The following is a 20824-nucleotide window of genomic DNA, read 5'->3' as shown; positions in this document are numbered from 1 at the left end:
CCGAGGTGGCTACCGCGGGCTGCGGGGGTGCAGGCTCGGCAGCAGCAGGTACACGCTGCCGGTGCCCGCCAGCGCGGCCAGCGGCCAGGCCAGCAGCGCGCCGAGGCTGTCGAGGCTCAGGTCGCTGGGCAGGGTCGCGCCGCGGCCGGCGGTCGCGGCGAGCTCCTGGGGGTCGGCCGGGCCCAGCGCGACGCCGACCTGCCACATCACCAGCGCCGCGAGCACCGAGGCCAGACCCACCACGAGCAGGGCCAGCAACTCACGCCCGGCCAGCAGCAGGCTGGCCAGCACCCCGAGGACCACTCCCCCGCCGAGCGCGAGCACGACGTACTGGGCGGTGCCGGCGAACTCGTTGCGCAGCGCGTCGAGGTCGTAGCGCCCCTCGGCGTCGACGGGGAACCACTCCTTGCGGAAGACGGTGCCCGTCGAGGGCTCCCACCAGCGCTCCCAGACCCACCCCAGGGCCGCGCCGACGAGCACGAAGACCACGACGACAGCCAGCGACTGGAGCAGGCTCGAGCGCAGCCCCGGCCGCGGCCGGCGTACGTCGTCGGCGTGCGGCTGCGCGGCGTGGCCACCGAACGGGTAGGGGTGCGCGGAGGACGAGTGGGTCAGCTGGTCAGGCATCCGGGACCCAGGAGCGCCTTGAGGTCGGCGAACAGCGCCGGCGTCGGGGTCACCCGCAGCCGGTCGTCGAGCCTCATCACCTTCGTCGCCTCGCGTGTCATCAGGCGCAACCGTACTTCGGTCATCCCAGGGTGGGTGCCCAGCACGTCCTTGAGCTGCTCGACGACCGGACCGGTGCAGCGCGTGGAGGGCATGGAGATGACGACGGGGCCCGAGGGGCCGTCGGAGATGTCGGGGACCGAGACCTCCTGGCCGTGGATCTCGGGCTGGTCCTTGCTGCGCGAGAGGCGGCCCTTGACGGTGAGGATGGCGTCCTCGACCAGCAGCGTGGAGGCGAGCTGGTAGGCGCTGGGGAACAGCAGCACGTCGATGCCGCCGTCGAGGTCCTCGAGCGTGATCATCGCCCACGCGTCGCCGCGCTTGGTGATCTTGCGCTGCACCGAGGTGACCAGGCCGCTGATGGTGATGGGCGAGCCGTCGGTGCGGTCCTCGTCGAGCATCAGCTGGCCGATGGTGCAGTCGGAGCCGTTGGCCAGCACGTGCTCGAGCCCGAGCAGCGGGTGGTCGGAGACGTAGAGACCCAGCATGTCGCGCTCGTGGGCCAGCAGCGTGGTCTTGTCCCACTCGTCGATGTCGGGCACCGTCACCGAGATCCCGAAGGAGCCGCCGGCGTCGTCGTCCATCCCGCCGAAGAGCGAGTCCTGGCCGATCGCCTCGTTGCGCTTGATGTCGACGTACTGGTCGACCGCGGTCTCGTGGATCGCCACCAGCGCTCGGCGCCGGTGCTTCATCTCGTCGAAGGCGCCGGCCTTGATCAGCGACTCGATGACGCGCTTGTTGCACACCAGCGCCGGGACCTTGTCCATGAAGTCGTTGAAGTCGGTGTAGCGGCCCTTCTCCTCCCGGCCGGCCACGATCCCGTCGACGACGTTGGCGCCGACGTTGCGGACCGCGGTGAGCCCGAAGCGCACGTCGTTGCCGACGGGGGTGAAGTTGGCCGCCGACTCGTTGACGTCGGGCGGCAGCACCTGGATCTTCATCCGCCGGCACTCGTTGAGGTAGATCGCCGACTTGTCCTTGTCGTCCTTCACCGAGGTCAGCAGCGCGGCCATGTACTCGGCCGGGTAGTTGGCCTTGAGGTAGGCGGTCCAGTAGGACACCACGCCGTACGCCGCGGAGTGCGCCTTGTTGAAGGCGTAGTCGGAGAACGGGAGCAGGACCTCCCACAGGGTCTTGATGGCGGCGTCGGAGAAGCCGCGCTCCTTCATGCCGCCCGAGAAGCCCGCGAACTGCTTGTCCAGCTCGGCCTTCTTCTTCTTGCCCATCGCGCGCCGCAGGATGTCGGCCTGGCCCAGCGTGTAGCCCGCGAGCTTCTGGGCGATCGCCATCACCTGCTCCTGGTAGACGATCAGGCCGTAGGTCTCGCCCAGCACGTCCTCGAGCGCCTCGGCCAGCTCGGGGTGGATCGGCTCCACCGGCTCGCGACCGGTCTTGCGGCGCGCGTACTTGTTGTGCGAGTCGGCGCCCATCGGGCCGGGCCGGTAGAGCGCGCCGACCGCGGAGATGTCCTCGAAGGTGTCGGGGCGCATCGAGCGCAGCAGCGCGCGCATGGGGCCGCCGTCGAGCTGGAAGACACCCAGGGTGTCGCCGCGCTGGAGCAGCGCGTAGGTGTTCTCGTCGGTCAGCTCGAGGTCCTCGAGCACGACGGTCTCGCCCCGGTTGGCCTCGATGTTCTTGATCGCGTCGTCGAGGACGGTGAGGTTGCGCAGACCCAGGAAGTCCATCTTGATCAGGCCGAGGCCCTCACAGGTGGGGTAGTCGAACTGGGTGATCATTGCGCCGTCGGCGGGCCGCTTGAGCAGCGGGATGACGTCCTCGAGCGGCTCGCTGGACATGATCACGCCGGCCGCGTGCACGCCCCACTGCCGCTTGAGGCCCTCGATGCCGATGGCGGTGTCGACGACCTTCTGCACGTCGTTGTCGGAGTCGTAGAGCTGGCGGAACTCCCCGCCCTCGCCGTAGCGGGCGTGCTCGGGGTCGAAGATCTGCTGCAGCGGCACGTCCTTGCCCATCACCGCCGCGGGCATCGCCTTGGTGATCCGGTCGCCCATCGCGAAGGGGTAGCCCAGGATGCGCGAGGAGTCCTTGACGGCCTGCTTTGCCTTGATGGTGCCGTAGGTGACGATGTAGGAGACCCGGTCGTCGCCGTACTTCTCGGTGACGTAGCGGATCACCTCGCTGCGCCGACGCTCGTCGAAGTCGATGTCGAAGTCGGGCATCGAGACGCGGTCGGGGTTGAGGAACCGCTCGAAGATCAGGCCGTGGACCAGCGGGTCGAGGTCGGTGATGCGCAGCGCGTAGGCGACCATCGAGCCCGCGCCCGAGCCGCGACCCGGCCCGACGCGGATGCCGTTGTTCTTGGCCCAGTTGATGAAGTCGGCGACGACGAGGAAGTAGCCGGGGAAGCCCATCTGGGTGATCACGCCGAGCTCGAACTCGGCCTGCTTGCGGACCTCGTCGGGGATGCCGTTCGGGTAGCGGAACTGCAGCCCGCGCTCGACCTCCTTGACCAGCCAGGAGTCCTCGTTCTCCCCCGGCGGGCAGGGGAACTTGGGCATGTACTTGCCCACGCCCTCGGAGAACTCCACGTCGCAGCGCTCGGCGATCAGCAGCGTGTTGTCGCAGGCCTCGCGCAGCTGGTACCGGTCGGCCCACAGCGCCCGCATCTCCTCGGCGGACTTGATGTAGTAGCCGTCGCCGGAGAAGGCGAAGCGCTGACCGGGGCCGTCACCGGCCGGGATGTCCATCGTCGAGCCGGAGTTGATGCACAGCAGGTGCTCCTGGCTCTTGGCGTCCTCGCGCATGACGTAGTGCGAGTCGTTGGTGGCCAGCAGCGGGATCTTGAGGTCGCGCCCGAGCTCGAGCAGGCCGTCGCGCACCCGGTTCTCGATGTCGAGGCCGTGGTCCATCAGCTCGAGGAAGTAGTTCTCCTTGCCGAGGATCTCCTGGAAGTCGCCGGCCGCCTGGCGGGCGGCGGCGTAGTTGCCGTGGCGCAGGTGCACCTGGATCTCGCCCGAGGGGCAGCCGGTGGTGCCGATGATCCCCTTGCCATGCTGGGAGAGCAGCTCGCGGTCCATGCGGGGGTGCTTGAAGAACCCGTCGCGCCACGCCCCGGTGGAGAGCCGGAAGAGGTTGTGCATGCCCTCGGTCGACTCCGAGAGCAGCGTCATGTGCGTGTAGGCGCCGCGGTTCGACACGTCGTCGGGGCCGCCGCCGTAGAAGTTGACGCCCTTGCGCTCGAAGCGCGAGATGTTGGGGGCGAAGTAGGCCTCGATGCCGATGATCGGCTTGACGCCGGCGGCCTTGGCCTTGGAGTAGAACTCGTAGGCGCCGAACACGTTGCCGTGGTCGGTCATCGCGATGGCGGGCATGCCGAGCTCGGCTGCGCGCTCGGTCAGCGCGCCGAGGCGGGCAGCGCCGTCGAGCATGGAGTACTCGGTGTGCACGTGCAGGTGCACGAAGGAGTCCGACGAGGTCGCCATGGTCGCGGAATGCGTCCCTTCGGGATCGGTGCGGGCGGGCAGCATCGACCGCGACCAGCGCTGGGCACCGGGGTCGGACGTCGATCCTGGGGGAAGGACGTCAGCCTACGCGACCGACTCCGTCAGGGTGCCAGGGCGCACCGACAACCGGGGCCGTCAGGGTCGCTCGGCCGCCGCCTCGAGGGACTCGGTGATGATGACGTGCGCGATCCGCTCCAGGCGCTCGGCGCCCAGCTCCGGCGCGCGGGCCGCGAGGGCCTCGGCGACGGCACGCTCGCGGCCGGGGTCGCGGCGCGTGGAGCCCTTGAAGGGCTGGATGGCGCGGGTCAGCGCGGCACGGCGGGCGAGCAGGTCACCGAGCTGGGCGTCGACGTCGTCCACCAGCCCGCGCAGGAACCGCAGCGGGTCCGCGCCGGGCCAGGCCATGCGTACATCGGGAGCGCCCTCCTCGTTGGCCGAGCCGTCGGTGGCCTCGAGCTCGACGAGGCCGTGGCGGGCGTAGAAGGCCCGCGCCGGGGCGTTGGAGGCGAAGACCCACAGGCAGAAGCCCTCGGGCAGCCGCGACTTCACCAGGTCGAGCAGCGCGCTGCCCACACCGCGTCGGGCGGCGACCGGGGCGACGTACAGGTCGTCGAGCCAGCCGGGCGTCAGCCGGGCGTAGCCGACCACCCCGTGGCCGGCGAGGTCGGCGACCCAGACCTCGTCGCTCTCCAGGCGGCCCGAGAGCCACCGGGTGACGTCGGCGGGGTCGTGCACCGGCTCCGGCATCGGCGCCGCTCGGCGGGCCGCGAGGTGCACCGCGGCGAGGGCCGCGCCCTCCCCCGGCTCGGCCGGGCGCAGCCACAGGTCGGCCGAGGCGTCAGTGGGCATCGCGGATCGTGTCGAGGGCGCGCGCCAGGTCGTCGGGGTACGACGACTCGTACTGGACCTGCTTGCCGGTGTCGGGGTGCTCGAAGCCCAGGCGCACCGCGTGCAGCCACTGCCGCTCGACCCCGAACCGCTTGGCCAGCACCGGGTCGGCGCCGTAGGTCAGGTCACCCACGCAGGGGTGCTTGAGCGCACTCATGTGCACCCGGATCTGGTGGGTGCGCCCGGTCTCCAGGTGCACCTCGAGCAGGCTCGCGAAGCGGTGCGCCTCGAGGGTCTCGTAGTGGGTGACCGAGGCGCGGCCGTCGGCCATCACCGCGAACTTGTAGTCCGCCTTGGGGTGGCGCCCGATGGGGGCGTCGATCGTGCCCTCGAGCGGGTCGGGGTGGCCCTGCACGACCGCGTGGTAGGTCTTGTCGACCGTGCGGTGCCGGAAGGCGTTCTTGAGCACCGAGTAGGCGTGCTCGGACTTGCAGATCACCATCACGCCGGAGGTGCCGACGTCGAGGCGCTGCACGATGCCCTGGCGCTCGGAGGCGCCGCTGGTGGCGATCCGGAAACCGGCGCCGGCCAGGTGGCCGACCACGGTCGGGCCGCTCCAGCCCGGCGAGGGGTGCACGGCGACGCCGACCGGCTTGTCGATCACGACGATGGAGTCGTCGTCGTGGATGATCTTGATCCCCTCGACGATCTCGGGGCGCACCTCGAGCGGGTCGACGGCGCTGGGGATGGAGACCTCCAGCAGCGAGCCGGGCAGCACCCGGTCGCTCTTGCTGGGCACGCTGCCGTCGAGCAGCACGTGGCCCTGGGCCACCAGCTCGGCCGCACGGCTGCGCGAGAGGCCGAACAGCCTCGCCATGGCGGCGTCGACCCGCTCACCGGCCAGGGCGTCGGGGACGGTGAGGGCACGCTCGTCGGACACCTGGGTCATGCTCGCCCCTCCTCCTGCTCGTCGCCGGGTGCGGGGCCCGGCTCGTGGTCGCGGTCACGGGTGCCGTCGAGGCGCACGCCGCGGAAGGCCTGCACCAGGATCAGCGCCGCGGCGCCGTTGATGGCCATGTCGGCCACGTTGAAGACCGGCCAGTTCGGCAGCATCAGGAAGTCGATGACGTGCCCGCGCATGGGCCCCGGCTCGCGGAACAGGCGGTCGGTCAGGTTGCCGAGGACACCGGCCATCAGCAGGCCCAGGCCCAGCGCCCACAACCGGCTGCGCAGGCGGATGCTGAGGTAGGCCACGACGACGGCGGCGACGATCGAGAGCGTGCTGAGCACCACGGTGTACTCGGTGCCGGTGCTGAAGGCCGCACCCGGGTTCTTCACCAGGCGCAGGACCAGCAGGTCACCGACGACCGGGACGTCGGGCTCGCCCTCGAGGCGGCTGACCGCCAGCACCTTGGTGCTCAGGTCGAGCGCGTAGCCCGTGAGGGCGACCAGGGCGAAGACCGCCCACGTACGTCGTCGGGTCGGTCGGTCCTCGGGTGCTGCGGCCGGGTCTATCGCCGCTCCTCGCGCTGCTTGCATGGCATGCACAGTGTGGCACGGGGGAAGGCCATCAGCCGCAACTTGCCGATCGGCTGGGAGCACGACTCGCACTGCCCGTAGCTGCCGTCGGCGATCCGGGCGAGGGCCCGGTCGATCTGGGCGAGCTTGTCGCGCTCGCTGTTGAGCACGCTCATCTCGTGGTCGCGCTCGAAGCTCGTCGCACCGACGTCGGCCTGGTCCTGGCCCGCGCCGTCACCGGAGTCGCGCATCAGCCCGTCGAGCTCGGCCTCCATCTCCTCGACCACCGTCGCGCTGTGGTCGCGCTGCTCGTGGAGCTCGGCCATGAGCTCGTCGAGCTCGGCGGGGGTCCAGGCCTCCTCGTCGGCCTTGACGACCAGCGAGTCGGCCGGGGCCTTCGCAGCGCTCTTCTTCGGGGCGGCCTTCTTGGTCGCCGTCTTCTTCGCAGGTGAGGTCGTCACGGGCGCTGCCTTCTTCTCCGGGGCCGTCGGGGTGGTGGTGCGGGGCTGCTGGGTCTTCGTGGCAGCGGTCTTCTTCGCCGCGGTCTTCTTGGCGGCGGTCTTCTTCGCCGCGGTCTTCTTGGCCGCGGTCTTCTTCGCGGCCGGGGCCGACTTCTTGGCGGCGGTCCTCTTCGTGGCCGAGGTCGACCTCGTCGCCGGCGCGGGCTGCTCGACGGGGGCCGGGTCGTCGCCCGTGTCCCCCGGCTGGAGGCCCAGGGCCCGGCGTGCCGCCGTCACCGCCTGGCCGGCGAGCGCGCGTGTGCCACGAGCCATCGAGCCCGCCTCCCTCCGGCGCCCCCTGCGGGGACCCGTCAGTTGCCGTGGTCCGCCTCCCGGACCACCGCGGTGGCACGGAGAGTAGCCCCTGCACCCCACCCCTCAAAACCGCCACACCGGGGAGGACGCACGACACGGCCGACCCCATCGGGGTCGACCGCGTCGTGGTGCTGCTGTGGGGAGGGCTGGTTCAGCCCTCGTCCTCGCCGAGGATCGAGCGCAACCGCTTGGGCTGCGGGCTCTCCTCCGAGCCCGAGTCGCCGGAACCGGCGAGCGCCTCGAGCTGCTGGGTGAAGTAGCTCTTGAGCCGCGAGCGGTACTCGCGCTCGAACGAGCGGAGGTTCTCGACCTCGCTGCTGAGCTTGTCGCGCTCGCGCTCGAGGTCGCCGAACATCTGCTGGCGGCGCTCGGCGGTCTCGGAGTCGAGCATCTGGGCACGGGTGCGGGCGTCGGACTCGAGGCGGTCGGCCTTCGACTTCGACTCGGCTTCGAGACGCTCGGCCTTGGTGCGGGCCTCGCCGATAATCTTGTCGGCGTCGTTCTTGGCCTCGTCGACGAGCTCGTCGGCGTTGCGCGTGGCGATCTCGAGCAGGCGGGCGGCCGCGTTGGAGGCCTGCGGCACCGTCTCGACGCGGATCGTCTCGACCGGGCTCGAGGCGGCAGCCGCGACCGGGGCCGGGGTGGGCTCGGGCGCCGGGGTCGGCTCGGGAGCCTTCTCCGGGGCCTTCTCGGGAGCCGGCGTCGGCGCAGCGGCCACGGCGGGCTGCTGGCCGGTGTCGCCACCGGTCTGGGCCGACGCGAGCCGGGCGCGCAGGTCCTCGTTCTCCTTGGTCAGACGAGCGAGCTCGGCCTCGACCTCGTCAAGGAACTGGTCGACCTCCCCCATGTCGTACCCCTCGCGGAGACGGACCGGAGTGAAGCGCTTGTTGCTCACGTCCTCGGGCGTCAACGGCATGACCTCACCCATTCGTAGTCGTGGTTGTCCCGAGGACCCGACTGCGTCCTCGACCTGTCGGATCGAACAATAGCCTCATCAGTGGGGCAGGTGTGACAGCCGGGTTCTCCCCCGGCTCACAGCAGCGTGCTCGCGACGACGCTGCGCAGGATCCACACGCTGATGAAGACGATCAGGAAGCTGAGGTCCAGGGCGATGCTGCCCAGCCGCAGCGGCGGCACGACGCGGCGCAGCGCCTTGATCGGCGGGTCGGTGACCGAGTAGACGGCCTCGAGCACCACCAGCACCGGACCCCGCGGCGACCAGTCGCGCGCGAAGACCATCACCCAGTCGACGACGAAACGGATCCACAAGAAGATCCAGAAGATCGTCAAGATGATGTAGATGATCGAACCGGCGACCTGCACGTCGGTCTGTCTCCTGTTCAGTGACCCGGGACCGCGCCCCGGGTCGGGTCACGCGAGCCTCAGCTCTGGTTGAAGAAGCCGTTCTCTGCCATGCGCTCCTTGTCCTCGGCCGCCACGGTGACGTTGGCGGGCGAGAGCAGGAAGACCTTGTTGGTGACGCGCTCGATGGTGCCACGCGTGGCAAAGACCAGACCAGCGGCGAAGTCGACGAGGCGCTTGGCGTCGGCGTCGTCCATCTCCGAGAGGTTCATGATCACCGGCACGCCCTCGCGGAAGTTCTCCCCCACGGTGCGGGCCTCGTTGTAGGTGCTCGGGTGCAGGGTCGTGATGCGGGACAGCTCGGCCACCACTCCGGTCGGGCCGGGCGCCGGACGACGGCGCTCGGCGAGGTCGGCCACGGGTGCGGGGCGCTGCTCGCGCGCACGCTCGTGTCGGGACGGGCCGGGGGCGGCCACGGGACGGGTCTCGGCGGTGTAGTCGTCGCTGGGGTCGTACTCGCCGTGGTCGCCGTCGTACCGGCCGGTGTCCTCGACGAGGCCGAGGTACTCGCCGATCCTGCGCATCGCGCCGCTCATGGTGGTGCCCTCCGGATCTGAAGCGTCCGGTGACGGACGCCTGGTGGTCTGAACTTAACGGACCGCAGGCCTCGAACCGAGGATTGCGGAGCCGACGCGCACGTGTGTCGCGCCGGCGGCGACGGCCTCGTCGAGGTCGCCGCTCATCCCGGCGGAGAGCCGGTCTGCTCGGGGGTGGTCGGCCAGCAGGCGCTCGCGCACCGCGGCCAGCCGGGCGAAGGCCGCTGCGGGCTCCTCGCCGAGGGGTGCGACGGCCATCAGCCCGCGCAGGCGCAGGTGCTCGGCCGCCTCCACGGCCTCGGCCAGCGCGGGTACGTCGTCGGGCGCGGCGCCGGCGCGGTGCTGGCTGCCGGGCGGGTCGAGGCTGACCTGCACCAGCACGTCGAGGGGTCGGCCGCGCTCGGCGGCGCCGCGGTCGAGGCCGCGCACCAGCTTGGGGCGGTCCAGGGACTCCACGACGTCGGCGTAGCGGGCGACGGCGGTCGCCTTGTTGCTCTGCAGCGCCCCGATGTAGTGCCACACCAGGTCGAGGTCGGCGCACTCGGCGGCCTTGGCCTCGGCCTCCTGGTGCCGGTTCTCGCCGACGTCACGGACCCCGAGGTCGGCCAGCAGGCGCACGTCGGAGGCGGGGAAGAACTTGGTCACCACGACGAGGCCGACCCCTGGGTCGTGGGGGCCGTCGCGCCCGGCGCCCGAGCGGGCCGCCTCGATCCGCGCCCGCACGGCCGCGAGCCCCGCCTCCAGCTCCTCGCGCCGGTTCACGAGGTCCACACCAGCCCGGCCATCCGCCCGGAGGCGGCGGCGTCGCGGCGGTGCGAGTGCAGCGCCGGGTCCTCCAGGGTGCAGCGGCCCACCTCGGTGAGGCCGACGCCCAGCGCGGAGAGCTGGGCACGCACGCCCGCACCGAGGTCGAGGGCGGGTGTGCCCCAGCTCGTCTCGGCCCAGGTCTGCGGGACCACGGCCGCCACCTCCTCACGCATCTGCTCGGGCACCTCGTAGCAGCGTCCGCACACGTGGGGTCCGACCCACGCGTGCAGCTCGCCGGCGCCCTGCTCGCGCATCCGCTCCACCGCCCGGGTCACCACGCCCAGCGCGACGCCCGCACGGCCCGCGTGCACGGCGCCGACCACACCGGAGCCGGTGTCGGCCAGCAGCACCGGCAGGCAGTCGGCCACCCGGACCATCAGGCCCAGGCCCACCGTGGCGGTGACGAGGGCGTCGGCGGTCGGCACCTGCTCCGTCGGGGCGGGGCCGGGCTCGTCAACCAGGAGCACCTCGTCGCCGTGCACCTGGTTCATCCGCGCGAAGCGGACGCCGCAGGCCTCCTCGACCCGGGGCAGCTCGTCGACGAAGCCGGGCCGCAGGCCCTGCAGGTCGACGGTGGAGTCGGTGAAGGCGACGTCGACACGGACGTCGCCCTCACGGTGGTCACGGAAGCTGAACAGGGCAGGGGCTCACTTCAAGAAGTCGGGCACGTCGAGGTCGTCGTCGTCGAACTGGACCTGGCGCGGAGCCGGCTTGGGGGCCTGCGGGGCCGCCGGGGTGGAGGGGTGGAAGGTCTGCTGGGGCGTGACCGAGGGCCGCTCACCCTGGGAGCCCTGGGAACCCTGCGAGCCCTGGAAGCCCTGGGACCCCTGGGATGATCCCTGGCGGGCGCCGGCCTCGACCCGGGCGGGCTCCTCGCGACGGTTGGCCGCGGCACGCACCGCCTCGCGCGTCTCGTCCTGGCTCTGCTGCTCGCGCGGCTCGCGGCGCAGGACGGTGCCCTCGTCGCGGCGCTTCGGCGTACCCCCGTCGAAGCCGGCGGCGATGACGGTGACGCGCACCTCGTCGCCCAGGGCGTCGTCGATGGTGGCACCGAAGATGATGTTGGCCTCGGCGTGCACGGCCTGGGCGACCAGCGCGGCCGCCTCGTTGATCTCGAACAGGCCGAGGTCGGAGCCACCGGCGATCGAGAGCAGGACGCCGTGGGCGCCGTCGATGCTGGCCTCGAGCAGCGGCGAGCTGACCGCCATCTCGGCGGCCGCGACCGAGCGGTCCTCGCCCCGGGCCGAGCCGATGCCCATCAGGGCCGAGCCGGCGTTGGCCATCACGGACTTCACGTCGGCGAAGTCGAGGTTGATCAGGCCGGGGGTGGTGATCAGGTCGGTGATGCCCGAGACACCCTGCAGCAGCACCTGGTCGGCCTGCTTGAAGGCGTCGAGGACCGAGACGTTGCGGTCGCTGATCGAGAGCAGCCGGTCGTTGGGGATCACGATCAGGGTGTCGACCTCCTCGCGGAGCCCGGCGATGCCCTCCTCGGCGGAGTTGGCGCGGCGACGACCCTCGAAGGCGAACGGGCGGGTGACCACACCGATGGTCAGCGCACCGAGCGAGCGGGCGATGCGCGCGACGACCGGGGCACCGCCGGTGCCGGTGCCGCCGCCCTCGCCGGCGGTCACGAAGACCATGTCGGCGCCCTTGATCACCTCCTCGATCTCGTCGGCGTGGTCCTCGGCGGCGCGCGCCCCGACCTCGGGGTTGGCGCCGGCACCGAGGCCGCGGGTGAGCTCGCGGCCGATGTCGAGCTTGACGTCGGCGTCGCTCATCAGCAGCGCCTGCGCGTCGGTGTTGATGGCGATGAACTCGACGCCCTTCAGACCGACCTCGATCATCCGGTTGACGGCGTTGACACCACCACCACCGATGCCCACGACCTTGATGATGGCCAGGTAGTTCTGTGCTGCTGCCACGGCGGCTCGCCTCTCGCTGAGTACTTCGGTTGGTTGGGTGCTGCTGGGTGTTGCCGGGTGTTGCGGAGTCTGGGACGACCGGTCGGCGTGTTTCTCAACTCTGACCCTCAGGTAGAGGGTTATAGTTATGTCAACCTCGTCGTGGTCACGACAGTAGGCAGCCCGCTCGGCCGCACCGCGCCGACACACCGCGCGCCGCACTGATTTCTGCACCGATCTGCGTGCGCCCACTCACACCGCGGCGGCGTACGCCGGTCCGGGCGGGTCGGCGCGAGATTCGGGCCGGGTCGGCGCGAGATTCGTGACGGGTCGGCGCGAGATCTGCGACGGGTCAGCTGCGGGTGGTGGGGGTGGCCGGGACGGAGACGTCGAGCACCCGGCCGTCCTGCTCGAGCAGGATCTCCAGCACCCGGGCCTTCTGCTCGGAGTCGGAGGCGCTGCCCCACACCACCTCGCGGCCGTCGCGCAGCAGCAGGCGGATCTGGTCGACGGTGCCGACCTCGACGTGGTCGACGTCGGCGGCGAGCCCCTCGGGCAGGGCCGAGACCACGGCGGCGCCCTCGCGCAGCGCCTCGCTGGTCACGCCGGTCAGGGCGTCGACGCGGGGCAGGTCGGTGGGGGTGTCCTCGTAGTCGCGGAAGACGACGCCGTCGGCGTCCATGCCGCGCAGGGTCGAGCCGATGCGCACCACCGCGACGGCGACGCGCTCCACCACCTCGACCCGCACCCCGTCGGGCCAGGCCCGCGTCACGTCGGCGGAGCGGACCACCGCCAGCGCCTCGACCCGCGCCCGGACGGCGTCGAGGTCGATGCGGGCCACCGGGTCGCCCACGGGCACCGAGGCGGCCTCGCGGACCTCCTGCTCGGTGAGGACCTCGGAGCCGACGACCTCGACCCGCTCGACGGCCAGCAGCGAGGAGAACCAGACCGACCACACCGCGACCCCGAGCAGCGCGAGGGCCAGCACGCCGACGACCACGTAGCGCAGCCGCACCCAGCGCCGCTCCCACTGCCGGCGCACGAAGCGCCGCCGGGAGGACGCCACGGCGGGCTCAGCCACCGGACCCCTCCCGCAGCAGCGCCAGCACGCGCGGGCCGACCTCGGTGATGCTGCCGGCGCCAGGGTCAGCACCAGGTCGCCGGGGCGCGCCGGGCCACCAGGGCGGCGGGCACGTCGTCGAGGTCGGGCACGAAGGCGACCCGCTCGGGCGCCAGCGGCACGTGGTCGGCGACCAGGGCGCGGTGACGGCGGGGTCGGCGTCCTCGCGGGCCAGGTAGACGTCGCACACGACGACCTCGTCGGCCGCGCCCAGCGCGGCGCCCATGCCGGCGCCGAAGAGGCGGGTGCGCGAGACCAGGTGGGGCTGGAAGGCCACGACGACGCGCCCCTCCCCCGCCACCGAGCGGGCGGCCTCGAGGTCGCCGGCGATCTCGATGGGCTGGTGGGCGTAGGAGTCGTAGACCCGCACCCCGCCGGCCTCGCCCTTGGACTCCATGCGCCGCCCGGTGCCGCCGAAGCCCTCGAGCCCGGTGCGCAGCCCCTCGAAGGGCAGTCCGAGCCGCAGCCCGACGCCCAGGGCGGCGAGCGCGTCGAGCACGTAGTGGCGCCCGGGGATCGCCAGGCGCACCCGGCCCAGCTCGTGGCCCCGGTCGACGACGGTGAAGGAGGAGGTGGTGCCCTCGAGGACGACGTCGACGGCGCGCAGGTCGGCGTGCTCACCCTCGCCGACCCCGACGAGCTCGAGCCCGCGGGCGGCGGCCAGGGGGCGCAGCGCCTCCGCGCCGGGGTCGTCGACGCAGGCCACCAGGAACCCGTCGGCGTCGATGGTGCCGACGAACTCGGCGAACGCGGCCCGGTAGGCCTCCTCGGTGCCCCAGGTGTCGAGGTGGTCGGCCCCGACGTTGGTCACGATGGCGGCGTGCGGGCGGTAGACCAGGAAGGCGCCGTCGCTCTCGTCGGCCTCGGCGACGAAGAGGTCGCCGGCCCCGGCGTCGGCGTTGCGCCCGGTCGCCGAGAGCACCCCGCCGACGGCGTACGTCGGGTCGGCGTCGCAGGCGAGCAGGGCGACGGTGAGCAGCGAGGTCGTGGTGGTCTTGCCGTGGGTGCCGGCGACGGCCAGCACGCGCCGGTCGGCCATCACCGAGGCGAGCCCGGCCGAGCGGGGGCAGCAGCCGCAGGCCGCGGCGGGCGCGCCTCGAGCACCTCGGGGTTGTCCTCGCGCGCCGCGGTGGTGACCACGACGCTGTCGCCGGGGCCGAGGTCGCCGAGGTGGGCGGGGTCGTAGCCGAGGTGGCAGGTGACGCCGAGCTCGCGCAGCGAGGGCAGGAACGGGGTGTCGTGGTCGTCGCTGCCGGTGACCTCGACGCCGCGCGCGGCCATGATGCGCGCGATCGCCGACAGCCCGGCGCCGCCGATGCCGACGAAGTGGACCCGACCCAGCTCGGCCACGCCGGGCACGACCTCGGGGACCGGCAGCCTCATCGGGCCGCTCCCCCGGTCTCGAGCACGATGCGGGCCAGGGCCTCGTCGGCGTCGCGCGGCACCAGGTGGCGCGCGGCGGCGCTCATCGTGGCCAGTCGGGCGGCGTCGGTGGCCAGCGGCGCCACGTTGGCCACGACCCAGTCGGTGGTCAGCTCCTCGTCGCGCACCAGCAGCGCTCCCCCGGCGTCGACGACGGGCCGGGCGTTGAGCTCCTGCTCGCCGTTGCCGATCGGCAGCGGCACGAAGACCGCCGGCACCCCGGTGGCCGCGGCCTCCACGACGCTGTTGGCACCGCTGCGGCAGATCATCAGGTCGGCGGCGGCCAGCGCGTAGTCCATGCGGTCCACGAAGTGCTCCACGACGTACGGCGTGCCGGTCGCGGTCGTCGCGGCGGGGTCGGCCTCGCCCTTGGGCCCCACGACGTGCAGCACCTGCACCCCGGCCTCGCCGAGCTGGCGGGCGGCGCCCGAGACGGCCTGGTTGAGCCGGCGCGCCCCCTGGGAGCCGCCGGTGACCACCAGGGTGGGCCGGTCGGCGTCGAGGCCGAAGAACGCGCGGGCCTCGGCGCGCAGGGCGTCGCGGTCGAGGGTGGAGATCATCCGACGGATCGGCAGGCCGACGTACTCGGCGCCGGGCAGCGGGGTGTCGGGGAAGCTCACGGCGACGCGTCCGCCGCGCCGGGCGGCGACGCGGGCGCCGAGCTTGTTGCCGAGCCCGGGCAGCGCGTTCTGCTCGTGCACCACGACCGGGAGGCCGCGCTTGCGCGCGGCCAGGTAGGCCGGCACCGAGACGTAGCCGCCGTAGCCGACGACGACCTGCGGGTCGACCCGGTCGAGCACGGCGTGGGTCTGGCGCACGGCGTCGCGGATGCGGCCGGGCACGCGCAGCAGGTCGGCGCCGGGCTTGCGCGGCAGCGGCACCGGCGGCACCAGCTCGAGGGGGTAGCCGGCGGCGGGCACGACGGTGTTCTCGAGGCCGCGCGGGGTGCCCAGGCAGGTGATCTCGACCGACGGGTCGAGCCGCCGCAGGGCGTCGGCGGTGGCGAGCAGGGGCGAGGTGTGGCCGGCGGTGCCGCCGCCGGCGAGCAGGATGCGCATCAGGGTCAATCTAGGCGCTGTGGCTGCTGTGCGAGGCACCGGCCGCGACGCCCGCCGCGCGGCCGCGGCGGCGCGCGGCCAGGGCGCGGGCGGCCTCGGGCTCGTGGCGCGCGAAGCCGATCAGCAGGCCGAGCGCGACCAGCGAGGGCAGCAGCGAGGAGCCGCCGTACGAGATCAGCGGCAGCGGGATGCCGATGACCGGCAGCAGCGCCAGCACCATGCCGACGTTGATGATCATCTGGCCCACCAGCCACACGACGATGCCGAAGCTCGCGTAGCGCACGAAGGGCTCCTGGGTGTGGCGGGCCACCCGCAGCGCCGCGAGGGCGATGGTCAGGAACAGCGCGACGACCAGCAGGGTGCCGACGAGCCCGAGCTCCTCGCCCAGCACCGCGAAGATGTAGTCGGTGTGGGCCTCGGGCAGGTCGCCCCACTTCTGCTGGCTGGCGCCGATGCCCTGGCCGAACCAGCCGCCCGAGGACAGGGCGTAGAGCCCGTGGGCGGGCTGCCAGCCGGTGTCGAGGTAGTCCTGGAAGGGGTCGGCGAAGTTGGTGATCCGCGCGACGCGCTCGGTGTCGGTGGCGGCCAGGCCGATCGCGGCGACGCTGACCAGCGAGATCGCCAGCCAGAACAGCCGGGCCGGGGCCCCGACGACCCAGAGCATGCCGAGCAGGATCGCGAAGAAGATCAGCGCGGTGCCCAGGTCGCGCCCGGCCACGACGAGCAGGGTCGCGAGCAGCAGGCCCGGCACCACCGGCACCACCAGCTGGTGCAGGCTGTGCAGGCGCCGCTCCTTGTTGGCGTAGATGTGCGCGGCCCACAGCACCAGCGCCAGCTTGGCGACCTCGGAGGGCTGGATCGCCAGCGAGCCGACGCCGAGCCAGTTCTGGTTGCCGTTGACGGTGGTGCCGACGAAGGCCGTGGCCAGCAGCAGCACCAGGGAGAACAGGTAGGCCGGGTAGGCCAGCGCGCGCACCCAGCGCAGCGACATCCGGCTGGCGATGAAGGCCGCCGGCAGGCCGAGCGAGAGCCACATCAGCTGGCGGCGCACCACGGCGTAGGAGTCGCCGTCGTAGACCTTGAACGACCACACGCTCGAGGCCGAGAGCACCATCACCAGGCCGATGGTCAGCAGCAGCGCCGAGGCGCCGACCAGCAGGTAGTAGGAGGTCAGCGGCCGGTCGAAGGCCTCGCGGGCGCTGGCCACCGAGGCGCGCAGGTGACCGAGCCGCCGAGGGAGCCCCATGTCGTCCGGGACTGCTGTGGTCACCTCGGCCCCTCTCCTGGTCCTGCGGGTGCTACTCCTGGGGTCCGGTGCGGGCCCGTACGGCGGCGGCGAACGCGTCGCCGCGAGCGCCGTAGTCGGTGAACATGTCCTGCGAGGCGCATCCCGGGGCCAGCAGCACGGTGTCGCCCGGCTGGGCGAGACCGGCGGCGGCCTCGACGACACGACCCATCGGCCCGTGCTCATCGTCAGTCACACCAGTCTCGTGCGCCTCAACTTCGATCACGGGTACATCCGGTGCGTGTCGCGCAAGTGCCTCCGCGATCACCGCGCGGTCGCGCCCCAGCAGTACCACGGCGCGCAGCCGGTCGCGCACGGCGGCCACCAGCTCCTCGAACCGCGCGCCCTTGGCCAGCCCGCCGGCCACCCACACGACGCTGTCGTAGGCGCGCAGCGAGGCCAGGGCGGCGTGCGGGTTGGTGGCCTTGGAGTCGTCGACCCAGGTCACGTCGCGGTGGCGGGCCACCTCGGCGATGCGGTGCCCGTCGGGGCGGAAGGAGCGCAGCCCGTCGCGCACCGCCTGCTGGGAGACGCCGTGGGCGCGCGCCAGCGCGGCGGCGGCCAGTGCGTTGGCGACGTAGTGCGGCGCGCTGCTGGCCAGCTCGGAGACGGTGACCAGCTCGGCGGCCGAGTCGGAGCGCTGCTCGATGAAGGCGCGGTCGACCAGGATGTCCTCGACCAGGCCGAGCATCCCCACCCCGGGCATGCCGAGGGTGAAGCCGATGGCGCGGGCACCCTCGACCACGTCGGCCTCGCGCACCAGCGCCTCGGTCTGCGGGTCGTCGACGTTGTAGACGCACGCGCGCTGGACGTGCTCGTAGACGCGACCCTTGTCGGCGGCGTACTCGGCCATCGAGGCGTACCAGTCGAGGTGGTCCTCGGCGATGTTGAGCACGGCGGCCGACTCGGCGCTCATCGAGCTCGTGTAGTGCAGCTGGAAGCTGGACAGCTCGACGGCCAGCACGTCGTACGGCGTCGGGTCCATCACCGCCTCGACGATCGGCAGCCCGACGTTGCCGGCCGCGACGGTGCGCAGCCCGGCGGTGCGCAGGATGGTCTCGAGCATCTGCACGGTGGTGGTCTTGCCGTTGGTGCCGGTCACGGCCAGCCACGGGGCGGCGTGCTCGGGGTGGCGCAGCCGCCAGGCGAGCTCGACCTCGCCCCAGACCGGCACGCCGCGCTCGCGGGCCTGGGCCAGCAGCGGCGCGTCGGGGCGCCAGCCGGGCGAGGTGACCAGCACGTCGACGTCGTCGGGCAGCGTGGCCGTGGCGCCCTCGCCGAGGCGGATGGTCGCGCCGAGCACCTCGAGCAGCTCGGCCTTCTCCTCCTTGCCGGTCGCCGACTCGTCGAGGGCGGTCACCGAGGCACCGAGGTGGTTGAGGTTGTCGGCGGCGGCGAAGCCGGAGACGCCGAAGCCGGCGACCACGGCGCGCACGCCGTCCCAGGAGCTGGTCTGGTCGAGCCCGTCGAGCCCGCGCGGTGCGCTCACGTGCCCGCCACCCACTCGGCGTAGAAGATGCCCAGGCCGCCGGCGACGCACAGGCCGGTGAGGATCCAGAACCGGATCACCATCGTGACCTCGCCCCAGGCCATGTCGAAGGTGTGGTGGATCGGGGCCATCCGGAAGAGCCGCTTGGGCGAGCCGGTGAGGCGTCGGCTGAGCTTGAACCAGGAGACCTGCAGCATCACCGAGACCGTCTCCATGACGAAGACGCCACCGACGATCACCAGCAGCAGCTCGGTGCGGGTCAGCACCGCCAGGCCGGCGAGCGCGGCGCCGAGCGCCAGCGAGCCGGTGTCGCCCATGAAGATCTGGGCCGGCGAGGCGTTCCACCACAGGAAGCCGAAGCAGGCGCCGGTGATGGCGGCGGCCACGATCGCCAGGTCGAGCGGGTCGCGCACCTCGTAGCACTTGCCGTAGGTGATGTCGGACTGGCCGCACCACTGGTTGTTCTGCCAGATGTTCACGATCGTGTAGGCGCCGAAGACCATCATGCTGCAGCCGGTCAGCAGGCCGTCGGCGCCGTCGGTGAGGTTGGTGGCGTTGCTGGTGGCGATGACCATCACCAGGATCAGTGCCACCACCGCGGCCGCGGGCAGCACGAAGCTGTCGAGGTCGCGGATGAAGGACAGCGAGAACGACGCCGGCCGCTGGCCGCGGTCGTCCTCCAGCATCGGGCTCAGCGCCAGGATGCCGAACGTCAGGCCGACGACGGTCTGGCCGACGATCTTGGCCTTGCTGCGCAGGCCGAGGCTGCGCTGCTTGTAGATCTTGATGAAGTCGTCGAGGAAGCCGACGGCGCCGATGCCGACGAAGAGCAGCAGCAGGAGCAGCGCCGAGGCGGTGGGCGCCGACAGCGTGATCAGCTTGGCCCCGAAGTAGCCGAGCACGGTGGCGCCGATGATGGCGACGCCGCCCATGGTCGGGGTGCCGCGCTTGACGTGGTGGGTGGTGGGCCCGTCGTCGCGGACCTCCTGGCCGTAGCCCCACTGCGTGAACTGCCTGATCGCGAAGCGGGTGCCGATCAGCGAGATCAGCAGGGCCAGGCCTCCGCCCAGCAGGATCGCCCTCACCGCCGTTGCACCTCGTTCCGCTCGCAGATCGCCTCGCCGACGACGTGCGTCACCGACCGGGCCGGCTCACCGGCACCGTTCATCTTGGCCCATGCCGGCGGACGGCTCGACCACGCCTCGCCGGGCGGGTGTCGATCATCACGCCCCGCCGGCGTCCTCCGCGGCCCGCTCGCCCGCCCGTTCACCGGCGCGCTCGCGCAGCAGCTCGGCGGCCACCTCGCGGTCGTCGAAGGGGTGCACCACGCCGTCGACGACCTGGCCGGTCTCGTGGCCCTTGCCGGCGACCAGCACGATGTCGCCGGTGCCGACGCGGCGCAGCGCCTCGGCGATCGCCTCGCGCCGCCCGGCGACCTCGAGCACCTCGGCGCGCTGGTCCCCCGGCACCTGCGCGGCGCCGGCCAGCACCGCCGCGCGGATGGCCGCCGGGTCCTCGGAGCGCGGGTTGTCGTCGGTCACGACGAGCACGTCGGCCAGCCGGGCGCCGATCTCCCCCATCACCGGGCGCTTGCCGGTGTCGCGGTCCCCGCCGGCGCCGATGACCAGCACCAGCCGACCGGTGGTCAGCGGGCGCAGCGCGCCCAGCGCCGCCTCGACCGCGTCGGGCTTGTGGGCGTAGTCCACGACCACCTCGAAGTCCTGGCCCGCCACCACGCTCTCGAGGCGCCCGGGCACGCCCGGCAGCGCGCTGATGCCGGCGGCCACCTGGGCGGCGACGTCGACCGGGTCGACGTCGCCGGGGCTGGCCTCGCCCACCGCGGCCACCGCCGCGAGGGCGTTGGAGACGTTGAAGCCGCCCGCCAGCGGCACCCCGCCGGCGAAGGCCCGGTCGCCCGGGCCCAGCACCCGGAAGTCGGAGCGGCTGGGCGAGGCGTCGACGTCGACGACGCCCCAGGTGGCCTCGCGGCCCTCGGTCGAGAACGTCGCCACCGGCAGCCCGGTCTCGCCGGTCAGGCGCCGGCCGTGCTCGTCGTCGACGTTGACCAGGGCCCGGCGCGCGCGCTCGGGGGTGAACAGCGAGGCCTTGGCCGCGTAGTACTCCTCCACGGTGTCGTGGAAGTCGAGGTGGTCGCGCCCCGAGGTTGAGGAAGACCGCCACGTCGAAGACGACCCCGTCGACCCGCCCGAGCACCAGGGCGTGGCTGGAGACCTCCATCGCGCAGACGTCGACGCCCTGCTCGACCATGGCGGCGAACAGCCCGTGCAGGTCGGGGGCCTCGGGCGTGGTCAGCGTGGTCGGCACGTCCCGGCCCGCCACGCGGGTGCCCACGGTGCCGATCACCGCGCCCACCAGCCCGGCCTCGTGCAGCCCGCCCTCCAGCAGCCGGGTGGTGGTGGTCTTGCCCTGGGTGCCGGTGACCCCGATCATCGTGAGCCGCTCGGGCGGGGTCGCCGTAGACCCTGGCCG

At 72.6% G+C, this 20824-nt stretch carries 20 protein-coding genes and 1 pseudogene; all 21 read right to left on the bottom strand.

The genetic code is table 11. The annotated features are described in order from the left end of the window. Nucleotides 1-9: 9 nt before the first annotated feature. On the bottom strand, nt 10-627 hold the full coding sequence (locus H0S66_RS15255; RefSeq protein ID WP_179616128.1) for a hypothetical protein: 618 nt from the start codon (nt 625-627) through the stop codon (nt 10-12). Beyond that, entirely contained in the window at nt 612-4169 is a 3558-nt protein-coding gene (gene dnaE / locus H0S66_RS15250) for a DNA polymerase III subunit alpha (protein WP_179616127.1), read from the bottom strand. The genes H0S66_RS15255 and dnaE overlap by 16 nt, the downstream gene beginning before the upstream one ends. Nucleotides 4170-4325: 156 nt before the next feature. After that, nucleotides 4326-5039, bottom strand: coding sequence for a GNAT family N-acetyltransferase (locus H0S66_RS15245; RefSeq protein WP_179616126.1), 714 nt, complete (start codon nt 5037-5039; stop codon nt 4326-4328). Beyond that, on the bottom strand, nt 5029-5967 hold the full coding sequence (locus H0S66_RS15240; RefSeq protein ID WP_179616125.1) for an RluA family pseudouridine synthase: 939 nt from the start codon (nt 5965-5967) through the stop codon (nt 5029-5031). Before H0S66_RS15240 ends, H0S66_RS15245 begins: the two co-directional genes overlap by 11 nt. After that, nucleotides 5964-6557, bottom strand: coding sequence for a signal peptidase II (lspA, locus tag H0S66_RS15235; RefSeq protein WP_179616124.1), 594 nt, complete (start codon nt 6555-6557; stop codon nt 5964-5966). Before lspA ends, H0S66_RS15240 begins: the two co-directional genes overlap by 4 nt. Further along, complete coding sequence (locus H0S66_RS15230; RefSeq protein WP_179616123.1) at nt 6530-7309, bottom strand: TraR/DksA family transcriptional regulator; 780 nt, start codon at nt 7307-7309, stop codon at nt 6530-6532. Before H0S66_RS15230 ends, lspA begins: the two co-directional genes overlap by 28 nt. Before the next feature lie 193 nt (nt 7310-7502). Beyond that, on the bottom strand, nt 7503-8267 hold the full coding sequence (locus H0S66_RS15225) for a DivIVA domain-containing protein (protein ID WP_246305161.1): 765 nt from the start codon (nt 8265-8267) through the stop codon (nt 7503-7505). Nucleotides 8268-8383: 116 nt separating this feature from the next. Next, complete coding sequence (locus tag H0S66_RS15220; protein WP_179616121.1) at nt 8384-8674, bottom strand: YggT family protein; 291 nt, start codon at nt 8672-8674, stop codon at nt 8384-8386. A 59-nt stretch (nt 8675-8733) separates the two neighbouring features. Then, entirely contained in the window at nt 8734-9249 is a 516-nt protein-coding gene (locus H0S66_RS15215; RefSeq protein ID WP_179616120.1) for a cell division protein SepF, read from the bottom strand. A 54-nt stretch (nt 9250-9303) separates the two neighbouring features. After that, on the bottom strand, nt 9304-10011 hold the full coding sequence (locus tag H0S66_RS15210) for a YggS family pyridoxal phosphate-dependent enzyme (RefSeq protein ID WP_179616119.1): 708 nt from the start codon (nt 10009-10011) through the stop codon (nt 9304-9306). After that, nucleotides 10008-10694, bottom strand: a complete 687-nt coding sequence (locus H0S66_RS15205; RefSeq protein ID WP_179617447.1) for a purine nucleoside phosphorylase YfiH/LACC1 family protein — start codon at nt 10692-10694, stop codon at nt 10008-10010. Before H0S66_RS15205 ends, H0S66_RS15210 begins: the two co-directional genes overlap by 4 nt. Before the next feature lie 9 nt (nt 10695-10703). After that, nucleotides 10704-11981 (bottom strand): cell division protein FtsZ, encoded by a 1278-nt coding sequence (ftsZ, locus tag H0S66_RS15200; protein WP_179616118.1) that lies wholly within the window; start codon nt 11979-11981, stop codon nt 10704-10706. A gap of 331 nt (nt 11982-12312) precedes the next feature. Next, the gene (locus H0S66_RS15195) at nt 12313-13041 is read right to left on the bottom strand and encodes a cell division protein FtsQ/DivIB (protein ID WP_179616117.1); all 729 of its coding nucleotides are present in this window, start codon (nt 13039-13041) and stop codon (nt 12313-12315) included. Continuing rightward, nucleotides 13034-14119, bottom strand: coding sequence for a UDP-N-acetylmuramate--L-alanine ligase (locus H0S66_RS15190; RefSeq protein ID WP_258016948.1), 1086 nt, complete (start codon nt 14117-14119; stop codon nt 13034-13036). Before H0S66_RS15190 ends, H0S66_RS15195 begins: the two co-directional genes overlap by 8 nt. Next, nucleotides 14119-14463, bottom strand: a complete 345-nt coding sequence (locus H0S66_RS20645) for a Mur ligase domain-containing protein (protein ID WP_258016947.1) — start codon at nt 14461-14463, stop codon at nt 14119-14121. The genes H0S66_RS15190 and H0S66_RS20645 overlap by 1 nt, the downstream gene beginning before the upstream one ends. Next, nucleotides 14460-15560: an undecaprenyldiphospho-muramoylpentapeptide beta-N-acetylglucosaminyltransferase gene (murG, locus tag H0S66_RS15185; RefSeq protein ID WP_179616115.1), complete on the bottom strand. Its 1101-nt coding sequence runs from the start codon at nt 15558-15560 to the stop codon at nt 14460-14462. The genes H0S66_RS20645 and murG overlap by 4 nt, the downstream gene beginning before the upstream one ends. Before the next feature lie 10 nt (nt 15561-15570). Then, on the bottom strand, nt 15571-16830 hold the full coding sequence (gene ftsW, locus H0S66_RS15180; protein WP_258016946.1) for a putative lipid II flippase FtsW: 1260 nt from the start codon (nt 16828-16830) through the stop codon (nt 15571-15573). 28 nt (nt 16831-16858) lie between these two features. After that, nucleotides 16859-18334 carry a UDP-N-acetylmuramoyl-L-alanine--D-glutamate ligase gene (murD, locus tag H0S66_RS15175; RefSeq protein ID WP_179616114.1) on the bottom strand — a complete coding sequence of 492 codons (1476 nt, stop codon included), beginning with the start codon at nt 18332-18334 and terminating at the stop codon, nt 16859-16861. Then, nucleotides 18331-19419, bottom strand: a complete 1089-nt coding sequence (mraY, locus tag H0S66_RS15170) for a phospho-N-acetylmuramoyl-pentapeptide-transferase (RefSeq protein WP_179616113.1) — start codon at nt 19417-19419, stop codon at nt 18331-18333. Before mraY ends, murD begins: the two co-directional genes overlap by 4 nt. A gap of 138 nt (nt 19420-19557) precedes the next feature. After that, nucleotides 19558-20463 carry a Mur ligase family protein gene (locus H0S66_RS21140; protein ID WP_258016945.1) on the bottom strand — a complete coding sequence of 302 codons (906 nt, stop codon included), beginning with the start codon at nt 20461-20463 and terminating at the stop codon, nt 19558-19560. Nucleotides 20464-20554: 91 nt separating this feature from the next. Then, nucleotides 20555-20785, bottom strand: a pseudogene (locus H0S66_RS21135) (Mur ligase family protein); the annotation flags it as partial. Nucleotides 20786-20824 lie beyond the last annotated feature (39 nt).

Source organism: Nocardioides marinisabuli, assembly GCF_013466785.1.
Lineage (GTDB): Bacteria > Actinomycetota > Actinomycetes > Propionibacteriales > Nocardioidaceae > Nocardioides > Nocardioides marinisabuli.
The sequence above is the reverse complement of the archived record's forward strand: the minus strand, read 5'-3'. Positions and strand labels throughout refer to the sequence as shown.

Coding starts and splice junctions, on each gene's coding strand:
- H0S66_RS20645 (WP_258016947.1), bottom strand. CDS start 14,463: ATGAGGCTGCCGGTCCCCGAGGTCGTGCCCGGCGTGGCCGAGCTGGGT.
- H0S66_RS15245 (WP_179616126.1), bottom strand. CDS start 5,039: ATGCCCACTGACGCCTCGGCCGACCTGTGGCTGCGCCCGGCCGAGCCG.
- H0S66_RS15215 (WP_179616120.1), bottom strand. CDS start 9,249: ATGAGCGGCGCGATGCGCAGGATCGGCGAGTACCTCGGCCTCGTCGAG.
- dnaE (WP_179616127.1), bottom strand. CDS start 4,169: ATGGCGACCTCGTCGGACTCCTTCGTGCACCTGCACGTGCACACCGAG.
- H0S66_RS15230 (WP_179616123.1), bottom strand. CDS start 7,309: ATGGCTCGTGGCACACGCGCGCTCGCCGGCCAGGCGGTGACGGCGGCA.
- H0S66_RS15225 (WP_246305161.1), bottom strand. CDS start 8,267: ATGCCGTTGACGCCCGAGGACGTGAGCAACAAGCGCTTCACTCCGGTC.
- H0S66_RS15240 (WP_179616125.1), bottom strand. CDS start 5,967: ATGACCCAGGTGTCCGACGAGCGTGCCCTCACCGTCCCCGACGCCCTG.
- H0S66_RS15255 (WP_179616128.1), bottom strand. CDS start 627: ATGCCTGACCAGCTGACCCACTCGTCCTCCGCGCACCCCTACCCGTTC.
- murG (WP_179616115.1), bottom strand. CDS start 15,560: ATGCGCATCCTGCTCGCCGGCGGCGGCACCGCCGGCCACACCTCGCCC.
- H0S66_RS15190 (WP_258016948.1), bottom strand. CDS start 14,119: ATGGCCGACCGGCGCGTGCTGGCCGTCGCCGGCACCCACGGCAAGACC.
- lspA (WP_179616124.1), bottom strand. CDS start 6,557: ATGCAAGCAGCGCGAGGAGCGGCGATAGACCCGGCCGCAGCACCCGAG.